General features: G+C 66.8%; 14 protein-coding genes. 8 read left to right on the forward strand and 6 right to left on the reverse strand.

The window, feature by feature from the left end; translation table 11 throughout:
• Positions 1 to 72 precede the first annotated feature (72 nt).
• Complete coding sequence (locus AB0L82_RS13520) at positions 73 to 906, reverse strand: LLM class F420-dependent oxidoreductase (protein WP_364634873.1); 834 nt, start codon at positions 904 to 906, stop codon at positions 73 to 75.
• A gap of 145 nt (positions 907 to 1051) precedes the next feature.
• Between AB0L82_RS13520 and AB0L82_RS13525 the strand changes: the two genes are divergently transcribed.
• Positions 1052 to 1522, forward strand: coding sequence for a hypothetical protein (locus tag AB0L82_RS13525; RefSeq protein WP_364634876.1), 471 nt, complete (start codon positions 1052 to 1054; stop codon positions 1520 to 1522).
• Between the two features lie 14 nt (positions 1523 to 1536).
• Here AB0L82_RS13525 and AB0L82_RS13530 read toward each other — a convergent pair whose 3' ends face one another.
• A complete protein-coding gene (locus tag AB0L82_RS13530) occupies positions 1537 to 1935 on the reverse strand; it encodes a helix-turn-helix domain-containing protein (protein ID WP_364634879.1) in 399 nt (132 codons plus the stop codon).
• A 153-nt stretch (positions 1936 to 2088) separates the two neighbouring features.
• On the opposite strand from AB0L82_RS13530, the gene AB0L82_RS13535 reads away from it, so the two are divergent.
• A complete protein-coding gene (locus AB0L82_RS13535) occupies positions 2089 to 3009 on the forward strand; it encodes an NADP-dependent oxidoreductase (RefSeq protein ID WP_364634881.1) in 921 nt (306 codons plus the stop codon).
• On the opposite strand, the gene AB0L82_RS13540 is transcribed toward AB0L82_RS13535, so the two are convergent.
• Positions 3006 to 3737, reverse strand: a complete 732-nt coding sequence (locus AB0L82_RS13540; RefSeq protein WP_364634884.1) for a hypothetical protein — start codon at positions 3735 to 3737, stop codon at positions 3006 to 3008. The two genes, AB0L82_RS13535 and AB0L82_RS13540, sit on opposite strands and share 4 nt — an antisense overlap.
• Positions 3738 to 3901: 164 nt before the next feature.
• On the opposite strand from AB0L82_RS13540, the gene AB0L82_RS13545 reads away from it, so the two are divergent.
• From AB0L82_RS13545 to AB0L82_RS13555, 3 genes are all read left to right on the forward strand, one after another.
• The gene (locus AB0L82_RS13545; protein ID WP_364634887.1) at positions 3902 to 4468 is read left to right on the forward strand and encodes a TetR/AcrR family transcriptional regulator; all 567 of its coding nucleotides are present in this window, start codon (positions 3902 to 3904) and stop codon (positions 4466 to 4468) included.
• Between the two features lie 126 nt (positions 4469 to 4594).
• Positions 4595 to 5590 (forward strand): zinc-binding dehydrogenase, encoded by a 996-nt coding sequence (locus tag AB0L82_RS13550; protein WP_364634889.1) that lies wholly within the window; start codon positions 4595 to 4597, stop codon positions 5588 to 5590.
• A gap of 43 nt (positions 5591 to 5633) precedes the next feature.
• Positions 5634 to 6629 (forward strand): sigma-70 family RNA polymerase sigma factor, encoded by a 996-nt coding sequence (locus tag AB0L82_RS13555; RefSeq protein ID WP_364634892.1) that lies wholly within the window; start codon positions 5634 to 5636, stop codon positions 6627 to 6629.
• A 63-nt stretch (positions 6630 to 6692) separates the two neighbouring features.
• On the opposite strand, the gene AB0L82_RS13560 is transcribed toward AB0L82_RS13555, so the two are convergent.
• The 3 genes from AB0L82_RS13560 to AB0L82_RS13570 form a co-directional block, all read right to left on the reverse strand.
• Complete coding sequence (locus AB0L82_RS13560; RefSeq protein ID WP_364636055.1) at positions 6693 to 7280, reverse strand: TetR/AcrR family transcriptional regulator; 588 nt, start codon at positions 7278 to 7280, stop codon at positions 6693 to 6695.
• A gap of 82 nt (positions 7281 to 7362) precedes the next feature.
• Positions 7363 to 8508, reverse strand: coding sequence for an acyl-CoA dehydrogenase family protein (locus AB0L82_RS13565; protein WP_364634895.1), 1146 nt, complete (start codon positions 8506 to 8508; stop codon positions 7363 to 7365).
• A gap of 85 nt (positions 8509 to 8593) precedes the next feature.
• Positions 8594 to 9289 carry a TetR/AcrR family transcriptional regulator gene (locus tag AB0L82_RS13570; RefSeq protein ID WP_364634898.1) on the reverse strand — a complete coding sequence of 232 codons (696 nt, stop codon included), beginning with the start codon at positions 9287 to 9289 and terminating at the stop codon, positions 8594 to 8596.
• A 191-nt stretch (positions 9290 to 9480) separates the two neighbouring features.
• On the opposite strand from AB0L82_RS13570, the gene AB0L82_RS13575 reads away from it, so the two are divergent.
• The 3 genes from AB0L82_RS13575 (at position 9481) to AB0L82_RS13585 (ending at position 12853) form a co-directional block, all read left to right on the forward strand.
• On the forward strand, positions 9481 to 9696 hold the full coding sequence (locus AB0L82_RS13575; protein ID WP_364634900.1) for a hypothetical protein: 216 nt from the start codon (positions 9481 to 9483) through the stop codon (positions 9694 to 9696).
• Positions 9693 to 11225 carry a hypothetical protein gene (locus AB0L82_RS13580; protein ID WP_364634903.1) on the forward strand — a complete coding sequence of 511 codons (1533 nt, stop codon included), beginning with the start codon at positions 9693 to 9695 and terminating at the stop codon, positions 11223 to 11225. The genes AB0L82_RS13575 and AB0L82_RS13580 overlap by 4 nt, the downstream gene beginning before the upstream one ends.
• Before the next feature lie 164 nt (positions 11226 to 11389).
• Complete coding sequence (locus tag AB0L82_RS13585; protein ID WP_364636058.1) at positions 11390 to 12853, forward strand: SDR family NAD(P)-dependent oxidoreductase; 1464 nt, start codon at positions 11390 to 11392, stop codon at positions 12851 to 12853.
• Positions 12854 to 12980 lie beyond the last annotated feature (127 nt).

Raw genomic sequence — 12980 nt, forward strand, 5'->3', positions numbered from 1 at the left:
CACCATCGCCGATACGAACCTCGCAGCGCCGCACGGCGTCTCACCGTGCGGCGCATCCCGAGGCGGTTGCGGTCAGACGCGTGCGGTCAGTACCGGTGCGAGGGCGCGCAGGTCGCGCACGTAATCCTCGCCGAGTACCTGCAGCGCTACGTGATCCGCGCCCGCGCGCAGATGTTCGGTGGCGGCGTCGGCGATCTGCTCGGCGGTGCCGTGCAGGACCAGCGCGTCGACGAGGCGGTCGCTGCCGGGCGGGGTGAGGTCGGCGTCGTGGAAACCGGAGCGGCGCAGGTTGTTCACGTAATTGCTCAGTGACAGGTAGAAGCTGGTGGAGTTGCGGCCGAGTTCGCGCGCCCGGTCGATGTCGGTGTCGAGAATGACCTTGTGTTCGGGCGCGATGAGGGTGTCCGGGCCGAGCAGCTTCCGCAGGGATGCGGTGTGCGCGGGGGTGGACAGGTACGGCAGCGCTCCGGCGGTACGGTCGCGCGCGAGTTCGGCGACCTTGGGGCCGAGCGCGGCGAGCGCACGCCGCCCCTTGGGTACCCCGGCGGCGTCGAGTTCGTCGAGGTACTGCACCAGCGCGTCATAGGGTTTGGTGTATTCGCCGGTATGTTCGCGATGTCCGGCCCCGATTCCGAGCAGGAATCGCCCCGGGAACCGGGCGTCGAGGCGATGGAAGGTTTCGGCGGCCTGTTTCGCCGGGGACGCCCACACATTCACGATGCTGGTACCGAGGGTGATCGCGTCCGATCCGGCCAGCAACGCCTCGTATCCGTCCCAGTCCGCGGGCGGCGAACTGCCCAGCCAGACCGCGCCGTAACCGAGTTCCTCCAGCTCACGTACCTGTTCGGGGGTCACCATCGAATATGGCCGCCACACACCGAACTTCCCGAGTTGATCATTCGCCATACCTGCGGGCAACAGCCTCGAGTCGGATCGCATTCCCCGGCCCAGCCCCGACTATTGCCGTCATGTTTCCGAACGGAAGCGTCCCTAGAGTGAGCCGGGATCGATATCAGCAGTTCCACGAGTTCGGCAATCGAGAGGGTACGACATGTCCTTCAGTTCTTTGTCGCGTGTTCTGATCTGTGGTTTCGCCGGTGCCGCAGCACTTTTCGCGTTCACTCCGGCCGCACAGGCCGACCCGCCCGAGTGGGAGGTCGCCAAGAGTTGCTCCGGGGTGTACCTGACCACCGACGGCGCGGCCGAGGTGCAGTCCTGCGTCTACCAGTACGAGGGTGTGCTCAAGGCGTACGGCAGCCTGACCTCCAAGACCGGCGGTTCGACGATCGACGAGTGCACGATGGTCGTGAAGATCATCGACAAGGACGCGTACCGCACGCAGTCGAACGAGGAGGTCGCGGTCAGCAGGGATATGCCGTGTTTCAACGGCAGCTATCCCTCGCCGCCGCTGGCGACGAACACCGCGGCGGTGGTCGCGGGTCACCACTACGTCAGCTACACCGAGATCACCCATAACGGCCAGGGCGTGGCACGCATCTACAGTCCGGAACTGATCCCGTAAAAACCGATACGCGGCTAGTTGACGGTGTCGAAGCTGGCACGGGCGGCGAACACCTCGTCCATGTTGGCTTCGGCCCATTCCTTGAGCATGGCCAGGATCGGCAGCAGACTGACCCCGAGCGGGGTGAGTGAATAGTCCACGCGCACCGGAACCTGCGGGGTCACCTGCCGGTTGAGCAGGCCGTCGCGTTCGAGGGTGCGCAGGGTTTGGGTGAGCATCTTATTGCTGATGCCCGCGACGATCGCGGCGATCTCCCCGTAGCGGCGGGGTCCGTCGGACAGGCTCGCCAGCAGCAGGCCGGTCCATTTATCGCTGAGGGTGTCCAGGAGTTTATTGGTGGGACAGGCGGCGATGAACGCGTTGTACGCGGTTTTGCGTTCTTCGCGCTGCTGGGCGACGGTGCGGGTGGGCATCGGAACTCCTCGGTGGGCTAGGCACTTCCCGGTGCCTTCTTCTCACGGGTTGGGGCCGGATCTACGTTGGTGTTACGCCCCGCCGGTCACGATCCGGCGGATCGCGTTCCACCGGTGGATAGTCCAACCCTTCTCATACTCAGGAGCATTCCGATGCGTGCTGTGGCATTCCGCGAATTCGGCGGGCCGGATGTGGTGAACATTCTCGACCTGCCCGAACCCAAACCTCAGGCGGGGCAGGTGCTGGTGAAAGTTGTTGCCGCACCGGTGAATCCGATCGATACAGCATCGCGGGCCGGATATCTGGCCGCGATCCTGCCCGCGCGGGGGGTGTATGTGCCGGGGATCGAGTTCTCCGGTGCGGTGGCCGCGCTGGGTGCGGGGGTCACCGGATTCGAGGTGGGGCAGGCAGTGATCGGGTTGCTGCCGTGGCTGACCGATCCGGTCGGCGCGGCGGCCGAATACGTCGTGATCGCGGTGAATGCGCTGGCGGCCGCGCCGAGTTCGGCCGATCCGATCGCGGCGTCCACGTTGCCACTGAACGGGATCACCGCGGATCTGGCGGTCGCGGCGGCCGATGTGTCGGCGGGGCAGACCGTCCTGGTCACCGGTGCGGCCGGTGGTGTGGGCGGTTATGTGACCCAGTTGGCGGCCGCACGTGGTGCCCGCGTGATCGCAGTGGCGGGTGCGGGCGATGCCGAACTCGTACGTTCTTTGGGCGCAAAGGATTTCGTGGATCGGGAACGAGCGACGGTCGAGTCGCTGCGTGCGCTGGAGGCCGATGCGATCATCGATGCCGCGGTGCGCGGACCGGAATTGGTCGGCGCGCTGCGCGATGGCGGCCGGTTCGTGGCGCTATTGCCCACCGGCGCACCCGATTCCGAACGCGGCATCACGGTGCACACCGTGCAGCAGGCTCCGGACGGTGCGCGGCTGGCAGCGCTCGCGGCCCTGGTGGACGCTGGAGCCTTGACGCTGCGGGTGGCCGAGACCTTCCCACTCGAACAGGCTGCCGCCGCGCACGCCCGCTTCGAGAAGGGCGGGGTGCGCGGTCGGCTGGTGTTGCTGCCCTAGGCCGGCGCGGCGGCTCGTGCGGGACGCGACTCCCGCACGACCGCACGCATTTTCGCCAGCGACACGATGTGCAGGGTCAGCATGATCGGGACGATGACCGTCGGGATCAATACCAGCGGCAGCAGACCGTTGGCGGCGGTCGTCGGCGTCACGGTGATGATGCGGGTGGGACCCGGGGCGGCCAGGAAACCCAGCGTCATCGCGATGACCAGATCCATCAGTCCCAGGATGTTGAACCAGAGCAGTGCGCGCCGCCCAACCGCGCCGCGCCGCAGCATGCGCGTCAGGACGATCGCTTCGAGGCCGATGCCCAGATCACCTATGCCGGCGGGAAGCGCGAAGATCGCCGGGAGCGAGCCCAGCGCGAACGCGGTCAGGAAAACGGTGCCGCCGGTGACGCGCAGAATATGCGGCGCGATCGGTCTCCAGGGTGCGGCCGGATCGGTGAGGATGCGGGTGATCGCGGGAATTCTGGTGCAGCCCACCGCGATCGCGGTGGCGGCCAGGGCGGCGACGCCGAGCAACGGGTTGGGAGTGTCCGGGGTCAACCGGTACGCGCCCGCGTTCGCGAGCAGCGTGCTCACCAGAGCCCATGCGGCCCAACCGAATCCGGCGGCGACGCCGAGCCGCAGGTTCCCGGCGCGCCGGGAACCCTCGAACAGCAGCAGCGCCAGGCCCAGAACGCCCGCGATCACGATCAGCCATACGACAGTTGGGAAGGGGTACATGCCGCCCTCGTTTCCTACGAGATATTTCGAACAGCGAATCTGTTTCCGAACTCTGTGTTCGATTATGCTCGAGGGGCTCCGGTGCAGGTCAACAACCAAATCCGGGCATCTGTACGGTTCCGGACACCTCGCGCGAATTGTCCGGAAACAGCGAGGAGGCGGCTATGGGCGACCAGGACCGGCGAGTGCGGCGCACCCGCAGAACACTGCACGAGGCGTTCCTGTCACTGGTGCTCGAACAGGGGTATGAGCAGACCACCGTGCAGGACATTCTCGATCGCGCCGATATCGGCCGCTCCACCTTCTACGCGCACTACCGCGATAAGGAAGCACTGCTGACAACGACTTTCGACGATATGCGCGCACAACTCGATACCGAATTCGATCGGATGATTTCCGCGCATCGGCCGATCGAGGTGGACCGGCCCGCCGCGCTGATCTTCGAACACGCGCACCGCAATCAGCGCGTGTACCGGGCCATGTGCGGGCGTCCCGGCGGCAACCTCGTCCATCGGCATCTGCATCAGGTGATCGTGGAGGTGTTGCGGGATCGTCTGCCGCCGAACGTATTCGGAGACGGGCCGTCCAATGAGGTGATCGCCCAGTTCTATGCCGCGGCCACGGTCGGTGTGCTGGCGTGGTGGATCGATGACGATTTCCGGGCCGACCCGGCGCGCTTGGCCGCGGATTTCCGGCTGCTGGCGACCCGGGGCACCGGCGCGCTGACCTAGCGCCCGCCGAATCTCCGGCGCGAGTTATCGGATGTCCGCGATTCCTTTGCGCCGCGGCTCGGGTCTACCTGACAGGAGCGGTTACCGAACCGTTCTCGATCATGACCTCGAGCAGGAATGGGACCGATGATGACTATCCCCGTGACGATGCGCGCGCTGGAACAGACCTCCGGCGACGGCCCGCAGGATATGCGCCTGATCACCGATGCGCCGGTTCCGTCCCCGGGTCCGGGCGAGGTGTTGATCCGGGTGGAGGCGGCCGGGGTCAATTTCGCCGATATCTCACGGGCGCACGGGACCTTCGGAAATGGTCCGCGGCCACCGTATATCGCGGGTTTCGAAGCTGCCGGACAGATCGTCGCGGTGGGTGCGCAGGTGAGCGGGCATCAACCGGGAACCCGGGTGGCCGGTATCGGGGACAGCGTGTTCGCCGAGTACGCGGTGCTGCGCGCGGCCGCGATGATTCCGGTGCCACCGGGGTGGACGTCGGCGCAGGCACTGGGGGTGATGGTGAACTGGCCGACCGCGCTGGCCGCGTTGAAACAGCTGGGTGCGCTCACCGTCGGGCAGACCGTGGTGATTCCGGCGGCGGCGGGCGCGACCGGTCAGGCCGCGGTGCGCATCGCCAAACACTATGGGGCCACGGTCATCGCCACCGCCGCGCCCGGTAAGCACGACACCGTGCGGGCACTGGGCGCGGACCACGTCCTGGATTCGCTCGGCGGCGATCTCACCGCGCAGGTATTGCGCCTGACCGACGGTGTGGGCGCTGATCTGGTGCTCGAATGCGCGGGCGGGGCCGGTTTCGACGCCAGTCTGGCCGCCGTCAAACGCGTGACCGGCCGGGTCGTGGTCTACGGGGTGGCGGGCGGAGAAGCCGCGCTCACCAATTGGGATCTGGTGTATCGGCACCAGATTCACCTCATCGGCCTCAATATCGGGGTGCTGGCGCAGACCGCGCCCGATATCTTCGGCGCGGTGCTGACCGAACTGTTCGGCCTCATCGCCGCGGGCGTGCTCGTGCCCGCCGAACCGACCACCTACGATCTGGCCGATGGGCCGAAAGCGCTCGCGGAGTTGGAAACCCGGGCCACCGTCGGCAAACTCGCACTGCTGCCCTGAGCATCGGCATTCCCATGCGGACCGGTGAGCCTAGGCTCACGCTATGACCTCGCGGGGGCGCACCGCACCGGATCGAGACACGTTCGCCGCCGAGACCGCGAGGTTTCGGCGCGAATTGCTCGCGCACTGCTACCGCATGGTCGGCTCTGCACACGATGCCGAGGATCTGGTGCAGGAAACCTATCTGCGGGCGTGGCGACACTACGACGGGTTCGACGGTCGCGCCTCGATCCGCACCTGGCTGTACACGATCGCCACCAATGTCTGCTTGAGCGCGGTGCGCCCGCGACCGATCCGGGTCCTGCCCTCGGGACTGGGCGGTCCCTGCGAGGACCCGGACCGGATACCGACTCCCGTTGCACCCGGCGAGGTTTCATGGCTGGAACCGCTGCCGGACCGCTGGCTCACCCCGGATGTCGATGATCCGGCGGCCGTGGTGATCGCGCGCGAGTCGGTGCGTTTGGCGCTCATCGCGAGTTTGCAGCGACTGCCCGCACGCCAGCGCGCGATCCTGCTGCTGCGCGAGGTGCTGGCGTTCTCCGCGAGCGATACCGCCGACATCCTCGATACCACCGTCGCGGCGGTCAAGAGTGGTCTGCAACGTGCCCGCGCGAAACTCGACGAAGCCCCGCCCGAACCCGCGGGTCTGCTCGAACCTGCCGATGAGCGTGCCCGCGCACTCCTCGACGGCTATATCGCGGCCTTCGAGCACGCCGATGCCGCACTGCTGGAACAGGTGTTGCGCGCCGACGCCACCCTGGAAGCGACACCCTTCCGCGAATGGCGGGCCGGACGCACCCTGTGCATCCAACTCCTCGCCGCGTTCGTATTCGGCGCACCGGGTCAATGGCGACTGCTCCCCACCACCGCCAATGGCCAGCCCGCCGCCGCGGTCTACCGTCGGCACTCCGGCGGTGAATTGCGCGCCAACGGCATCGTGGTGCTCGCGGCAACCGACACCGGTGTTGCCCGCGTGATCGCCTTCGAAAATCCCGCGCTGGTGCCGATATTCGGTTTCCCGCAGGTGCTCACCGACTGACCGGCATCGGGGAGATCGGTCCCGGTGAGCCGTCGAGACATCGACTTCGCACCGGGACCGAAATCAGATCTCGCCGTTGACCTTCGGGAACGATTGGGTGATCAGCGTGGTGAGGGTGTCGGCCAGCAGGTCGTGCACCTGCGGGCGATCCAGGGTGCCGCGTACGATCCACTCGCGGCCCGCCGCCTTGACCAGTCCGCCGTAACAGCGCACCAGGGCACGCAATTCGGCACTGTGCAGCGAATCGCTCAGGCCCACCATCTGTACGACGCGTTCGGCCGCGGCGTTATCGGCCTCGTCCAGAATGCGCTGTACGTCCGGATCGTCGCCGATGCCTTCGAGTCCGGTGACCTTGACCCATGTGGTGCCGTGTTCACCGATGGTGTCCAGCAGCCATGCCACGCTCGCCTCCACCCGCTCCCGGATGGTGCCCTCTGGGGCGACCATGTAATCCGGACGCGGCAGCGTCACCATGCGGCGCACGACCGCCAGATACAGATCGCGCTTATTGCCGAAGTAGTGATTGATCAGCCCGCGCGCCACCCCGGCGCGCTGGGCCAATTCCGCTGTCGAGACAGCCGCGTACGGACGTTCGCCGAACATGTCGATGGCGCAGGACAGGATCTGCGCGCGGCGCTCGTCGGGCTCCAGTCGGCGCCGCCGGGACGTGGTGTCCTCGGCGGGTACCGGCCTGGAGTCGGTGTTACCGCCGGTCTTCGACGGTGCTGGGGTACTAGAGTGAGCGGGCAATGAGGTCCTTCATCACCTCGTTGGCGCCCGCGAGGATCCGCAGGATCCGGGCGCCGGTGTACAGCTGGGCAATCGGATATTCGGTCATGTAGCCATAGCCGCCGAAGAACTGCAGGCAGCGATCCACCACATTACCGAGTTGGTCGGTCAACCAGTACTTCGACATGGCAGCGGTGGGAATGTCCAACTCCCCGCGCAGGTGTTTGGCGATGCAGTCATCGAGGAACACCCGGCCCACCCTGGCGATGGTGGCGCATTCGGCGAGCTCGAATTTGGTGTTCTGCATGGCGAACAGCGGTTTGCCGAAAGCCTCACGGCCCTTGGTGTATTCGACGGTCAGCTCGACCGCCTTCTCCGTCATGGCCACCGCCAGAATCGCGGTGACCAGGCGTTCCTGGGCCAGCATCTGCATCATCTGATAGAAGCCCTGGCCCTCGGCCTGCCCCAGCAGATTCGAGGCCGGCACGCGCAGGCCGTCGAAGAACAGCTCGGCGGTGTCCTGACCCTTGCCGCCGATCTTGGACAGAATGCGCCCGCGGGTGAAGCCCGGGGTGTCGTCCCCGACCTCGGCGAAGATCAGCGAGACGCCCGCCGCGCCCTGGGTGGGATCGGTTTTCACCGCCAGGATGATGCCGTCGCACAGCCAGCCGTTGGAGATGAAGATCTTGGACCCGGTGATGATGTACTCATCGCCCTCGCGCACCGCGCGGGTCTTGATGTTCTGCAGATCCGAACCGGTGCCGGGTTCGGTCATACCGATGGACAGCAGCATCTCACCGCTGGCGGCCTTGGGCAGCACCCGCCGTTTGAGCTCTTCGGAGCCGAACTGATGGATGTAGGGGGCGATGATCGAGGAGTGCACCGACATGCCCAGAGCGCCGTCGCCCAGATGCGCCTGCGCCTCGATGATGGCGGCCTCGTGCGCGAATGTGCCGCCGCCGCCACCGTATTCGGCCGGGATCGCCGCGCACAGCAGGCCGAGTTCACCGGCCCGGTTGTATAGGGCGCGGTCGGGATGGCCCTGTTCGATGAACTTCTCCTCGTGCGGGATCACCTCCTTCTCGAAGAAGGTGCTCGCCAGTCCTCGTACCGCTTCGACCTCGTCGTCGCTCCATGCGGGGCGTGCCATCGTCGTTCCTTCGCTTGTCCTGCGCGCACTCACGCGCGCCTCGAGACCAAGGGTGCACGGCTATTGGCAAAGTGTCAACAATGTGTCAGGAGTCGGCCGAACGCGCCTGATTGACCGCGGCGAAAGTCGCGAAAATCGGCGTGTCCGGATCAGCGGCGATGCCCTGGCGACGGAGGAAACCATCGATCAGACCCCACACCAATTCCGTCGCCTGATCGATGAATTCGGCCGTCTGCTCCGGGGTCGGGCGATCCGAATCCGAGAGCCACAGATCGGTGATCGCCACCACCGCACCCACCAGCGCGCGCGAAAGGTATTCCAGCCCGGAGGTTTCCAGCGGCACCGCCTCGGCCACCGAACGCGCCATCTTGGTCAGCTTGCCCGCGGCCTCGCGGCCCAGATCCAGTTGCAGCACACCCGAACCCGACTGCTGCGCGGGCGACTGGCCCAGGAAACGAAAAACGTTGGGATGCTCCAGAATTCCATTCGCGTAATCGGTGAACACCCGCCGCAGCGCCGCACGCGGGGGCGCGAGCATGAGCGTCATATCCGAACCCGTGGCCGAAAACGCGCGCCGCGTCATGCGATCCGCGATCTCGGTGAACAGATCACCCTTATCCGCGAACTGCCGGTACAACCGCGGTTTGGTGATCCCGGCCTCGCGGGCGATGTCATCCATGCTGGGACGCGGACCGTCACGATCGATCACCCGCACCGCCGCATCCACGATGTCGTCACGGGTCACCTGCAGCGGGGTAGATCCGGCGCTGATTCGAGCCACGCGGGCAGTGTACACGTACCAGCGGTACGGGGTTTGACGCAGCGATTCTCGCCGTTACTCCCGCTTATTACCGGGTAGTCAAGTGATCGAAGCCACAACCCAGGTCAGCCCACCGGCATTGCTTTCACCCAGAACGTACTGCCAGTATCGAATCCCGTACCGGCAGTACGATCGACCCGGAAAGACACCCGATGTCCCACGCAGCACGCCAACTCGCCGACACCCTGCGCGCACCCCTGCCCGCGGACTTCGACCGGCTCCCCGAGACCGACCTCACCGAACTCGACCGACTCCTGCGCGCCGCCCTCACCCGCCGCGGCGACAACCTCGACGCCGCCATCGCCAGCTCGCTCGACTTCGTCCCGCGCCTCATGCGCCCCGCCGTCAAGAAAGCACTGGGACTATGAGCGAACACCTCGTCGCCGTCGCCGAAACCACCAAACTCGCGCGCCTGCTCGGCATCACCGACCCCACCGAACTCGACTTCCTCGTCGACCTGCCACCCGCCGCCATCCGCGAATTCCGCGAACGCGCCACCGACCTGCTCTTCGACCGCGACACCAAACGCCTCAAAGGCGTCGCCGCCGGAGCCAAACTCGTCCCCGTCACCATCAGCGCCAAAGTCGCCGAACGCGCCTTCGGACCCACCCTCTGCGCCGCCGTCGCCAGCGCCGTCGAACCCCACCGCGCCATCGACATCGCCAAATCCCTGCCCGCCCCCTTCCTCGCCGACTGCGCCGTCCAACTCGACCCCCGCCGCACCGCCGCCATCATCGCCGCCGTCCCCGCCAAACTCGTCGTCGACGTCGCCCGCGAACTCCTCGCACACGGCGACCACATCACCATGGGCCGCTTCGTCCACGTCGTCCCCGAACCCGCACTGCGCGCCGCCGCACCCGTCATGAGCGACACCGACCTACTGCGCATCGGCTTCCTACTCGAAGACAAAACCGCCATCGACAACGTCCTGCACATCGTCACCGACCGCGTCCCCGGCGTAATCCGCGCCGCCGCAGCACAATCCATGTGGGCCGAAGGCATCGACCTACTCGACTCCATCGCACCGCACAACCGCGCCTGGATCGGCAACATCACCGCCGGCCTCGGCGACGACGTCCTCGACGCCCTCATCAACGCCGTCTACGAACTCGACGCCTGGACCACCCTGCTGCCCATCACCAGCGCGATGAACCACGACAGCCTGCGACTGTTCGCCGAACGCCCCGCCGTCCACGCCGAACCCATCCTCGCCACCATCATGGACACCGCCCTCGACGGCGGCCAATGGCTCAACCTGCTCCCCCTCGCAGCACATCTGCCCAGCGCGCAAATCGAATTCATCGCCGCCCGCGTCGCCGCCGAAACCGACACCCGCCTCGGCGAACTCGTCCGCGAAGCCGACACCGCCGGACTCTGGGACGCCCTCATCCCCATCGCCCTGGCCATGACCGACGACAACCGCCGCCGCATGGCAGCACTACCCGTCATGTCCGAACCCGACGTCCTGCGCGCCGTCATCACCAGCACCGCCGAACACGACCTCTGGGCACAAGCCCTCCCACTGGTCGACGCACTCCCCGACACCGTCAAACCCATCCTCGCCACCTGCATCGGCGACCTGGACCGCGAACAACTGCTCGCCGCCGTACTCACCGCCTCGCGCGGCGACAACATCCACACCCTCGTCGATATCGCCCTCGCCCAAGACCAGCAGGGCCGCGCCCGCATCCTGGAAATCATCGACGGCATGAACGACCTCGAAGAATTCCTCGCCGCCCTCACCACCGAAACACCCGATATCGTCTGGCACGCACTCATCGAAGTCCGCGCCGAAATCCCCGCCGGACTCCTGACCCAGCTCGCCGAACGCGCCCGCGAACTCGGCCGCGACAACGACGCCGCCGAACTCGAACCCCTCGGCGCCACAACCGAATAGCCACACCCCACCCGCACCCCGCCGCGACACCGCGGCGGGGCACCGGCGTATCCCACTGTGCCGCGCGCCATATCCGCACGTGGCCGTGGCGAACCCACCCCGCCACCGATGCGACAATGGACGACGCCCACCCGCCCACCGCACGAAGGCAGCAACTCCCACCGATGGCCACCAACACCGCACCAGCGCACGACACCGAGACCACGGCCATCGACGCCGACGAACTCGCGATCTGCCTGCGGGTCCTCGAACAGGCAGCACAGCTGGACAAAGAGCACCCGGACTCGGTCACCGTGCAGCGGGCCGTCGGCCACATGTTCAAAAAACTCAAGCAGCGCCGGCGCATCGAAGCCCGCGACACCATCTCCGAAGCCGATAAAGCCGTCATCGCGGCCACCGCCACCGGCTCACCCAATCGCATCGACGACGAAACCGCGGGCATCCCCATCAGCTCCAGCACCACCGGCGTCGCCACCGCGGGCACCCTGCTGCGCGCCCGCCCCTGCTACATCTGCAAACAGAAGTACACGCAGGTCGACGCGTTCTACCACCAGCTCTGCCCCGAATGCGCTGCGCGCAGCCACGCCAAACGCGACGCCCGCACCGACCTCACCGGCAAACGCGCACTCCTCACCGGCGGCCGCGCCAAAATCGGCATGTACATCGCGCTGCGCCTGCTCCGCGACGGCGCGCACACCACCGTCACCACGCGGTTCCCGAACGACGCCATCCGCCGCTTCGCCGCCCAGCCCGACAGCGCCGACTGGCTGCACCGGCTGCGCATCGTCGGCATCGACCTGCGCGATCCGGCCCAGGTCCTCGCACTCGCCGATGACGTTGCCGCACAAGGGCCCCTGGACATCCTGATCAACAATGCGGCCCAAACCGTGCGCCGCTCCCCCGGCTCCTACAGCGCGCTCATCGAAGCCGAATCCGGACCGCTGCCCGCGGGCGAACTCCCCGACGTGGTCACCTTCGGCAAAACCATGCAGGCGCACCCGACCGCGCTCACCGCGTCACTGACACCCAGCCTCACCGCGGCCGATATCACCGACCTCGCACTCATCGCGGGTTCGGCTACCCCCGAACGCATTTCGCAGGGCGTCGCCATCGACGCGGGCGGCCTGGTGCCCGACCTCGCGCACACCAACAGTTGGGTGCAGACCGTCGGCGAAGTCGACGCGACCGAACTCCTCGAAGTGCAGCTGTGCAATTCGACCGCACCGTTCATCCTCATCTCGCGCCTGCGCCCCGCCATGGCCGCCGCGGCCGCCCGCCGCAAGTACGTCGTCAACGTCTCCGCCATGGAAGGCGTCTTCGGCCGGGCCTACAAGGGCGCGGGCCACCCGCACACCAATATGGCCAAGGCCGCGCTGAACATGCTCACCCGCACCAGCGCGCGCGAAATGTTCGAAGCCGACGGCATTCTCATGACCGCCGTCGACACCGGCTGGATCACCGACGAACGCCCGCACTACACCAAGATCCGCCTCGCCGAAGAGGGCTTCCACGCTCCCCTCGACCTGGTCGACGGCGCGGCCCGCGTCTACGACCCCATCGTCCGCGGCGAAGCGGGCGACGACGTACACGGCGTCTTCCTCAAGGATTACGAATCCTCCGCCTGGTAACCCGACACCCAATACGAAAGAGGGGCCGACCAGGTCGGCCCGTCTTTCATTGGCAGATCTTTTTTCCTTATGGCTTGTCGACTACCGCAGCCGGATAAAGAAGGTGGAATACATGCGTAGATGCGCA

It is taken from the genome of Nocardia sp. NPDC052001, from assembly GCF_040680615.1.
Taxonomy (GTDB): Bacteria; Actinomycetota; Actinomycetes; order Mycobacteriales; family Mycobacteriaceae; genus Nocardia.

Coding starts and splice junctions, on each gene's coding strand:
- AB0L82_RS13585 (WP_364636058.1), top strand. CDS start 11,390: ATGGCCACCAACACCGCACCAGCGCACGACACCGAGACCACGGCCATC.
- AB0L82_RS13555 (WP_364634892.1), top strand. CDS start 5,634: ATGACCTCGCGGGGGCGCACCGCACCGGATCGAGACACGTTCGCCGCC.
- AB0L82_RS13525 (WP_364634876.1), top strand. CDS start 1,052: ATGTCCTTCAGTTCTTTGTCGCGTGTTCTGATCTGTGGTTTCGCCGGT.
- AB0L82_RS13520 (WP_364634873.1), bottom strand. CDS start 906: ATGGCGAATGATCAACTCGGGAAGTTCGGTGTGTGGCGGCCATATTCG.
- AB0L82_RS13545 (WP_364634887.1), top strand. CDS start 3,902: ATGGGCGACCAGGACCGGCGAGTGCGGCGCACCCGCAGAACACTGCAC.
- AB0L82_RS13565 (WP_364634895.1), bottom strand. CDS start 8,508: ATGGCACGCCCCGCATGGAGCGACGACGAGGTCGAAGCGGTACGAGGA.
- AB0L82_RS13535 (WP_364634881.1), top strand. CDS start 2,089: ATGCGTGCTGTGGCATTCCGCGAATTCGGCGGGCCGGATGTGGTGAAC.
- AB0L82_RS13575 (WP_364634900.1), top strand. CDS start 9,481: ATGTCCCACGCAGCACGCCAACTCGCCGACACCCTGCGCGCACCCCTG.
- AB0L82_RS13530 (WP_364634879.1), bottom strand. CDS start 1,935: ATGCCCACCCGCACCGTCGCCCAGCAGCGCGAAGAACGCAAAACCGCG.
- AB0L82_RS13540 (WP_364634884.1), bottom strand. CDS start 3,737: ATGTACCCCTTCCCAACTGTCGTATGGCTGATCGTGATCGCGGGCGTT.
- AB0L82_RS13580 (WP_364634903.1), top strand. CDS start 9,693: ATGAGCGAACACCTCGTCGCCGTCGCCGAAACCACCAAACTCGCGCGC.
- AB0L82_RS13550 (WP_364634889.1), top strand. CDS start 4,595: ATGATGACTATCCCCGTGACGATGCGCGCGCTGGAACAGACCTCCGGC.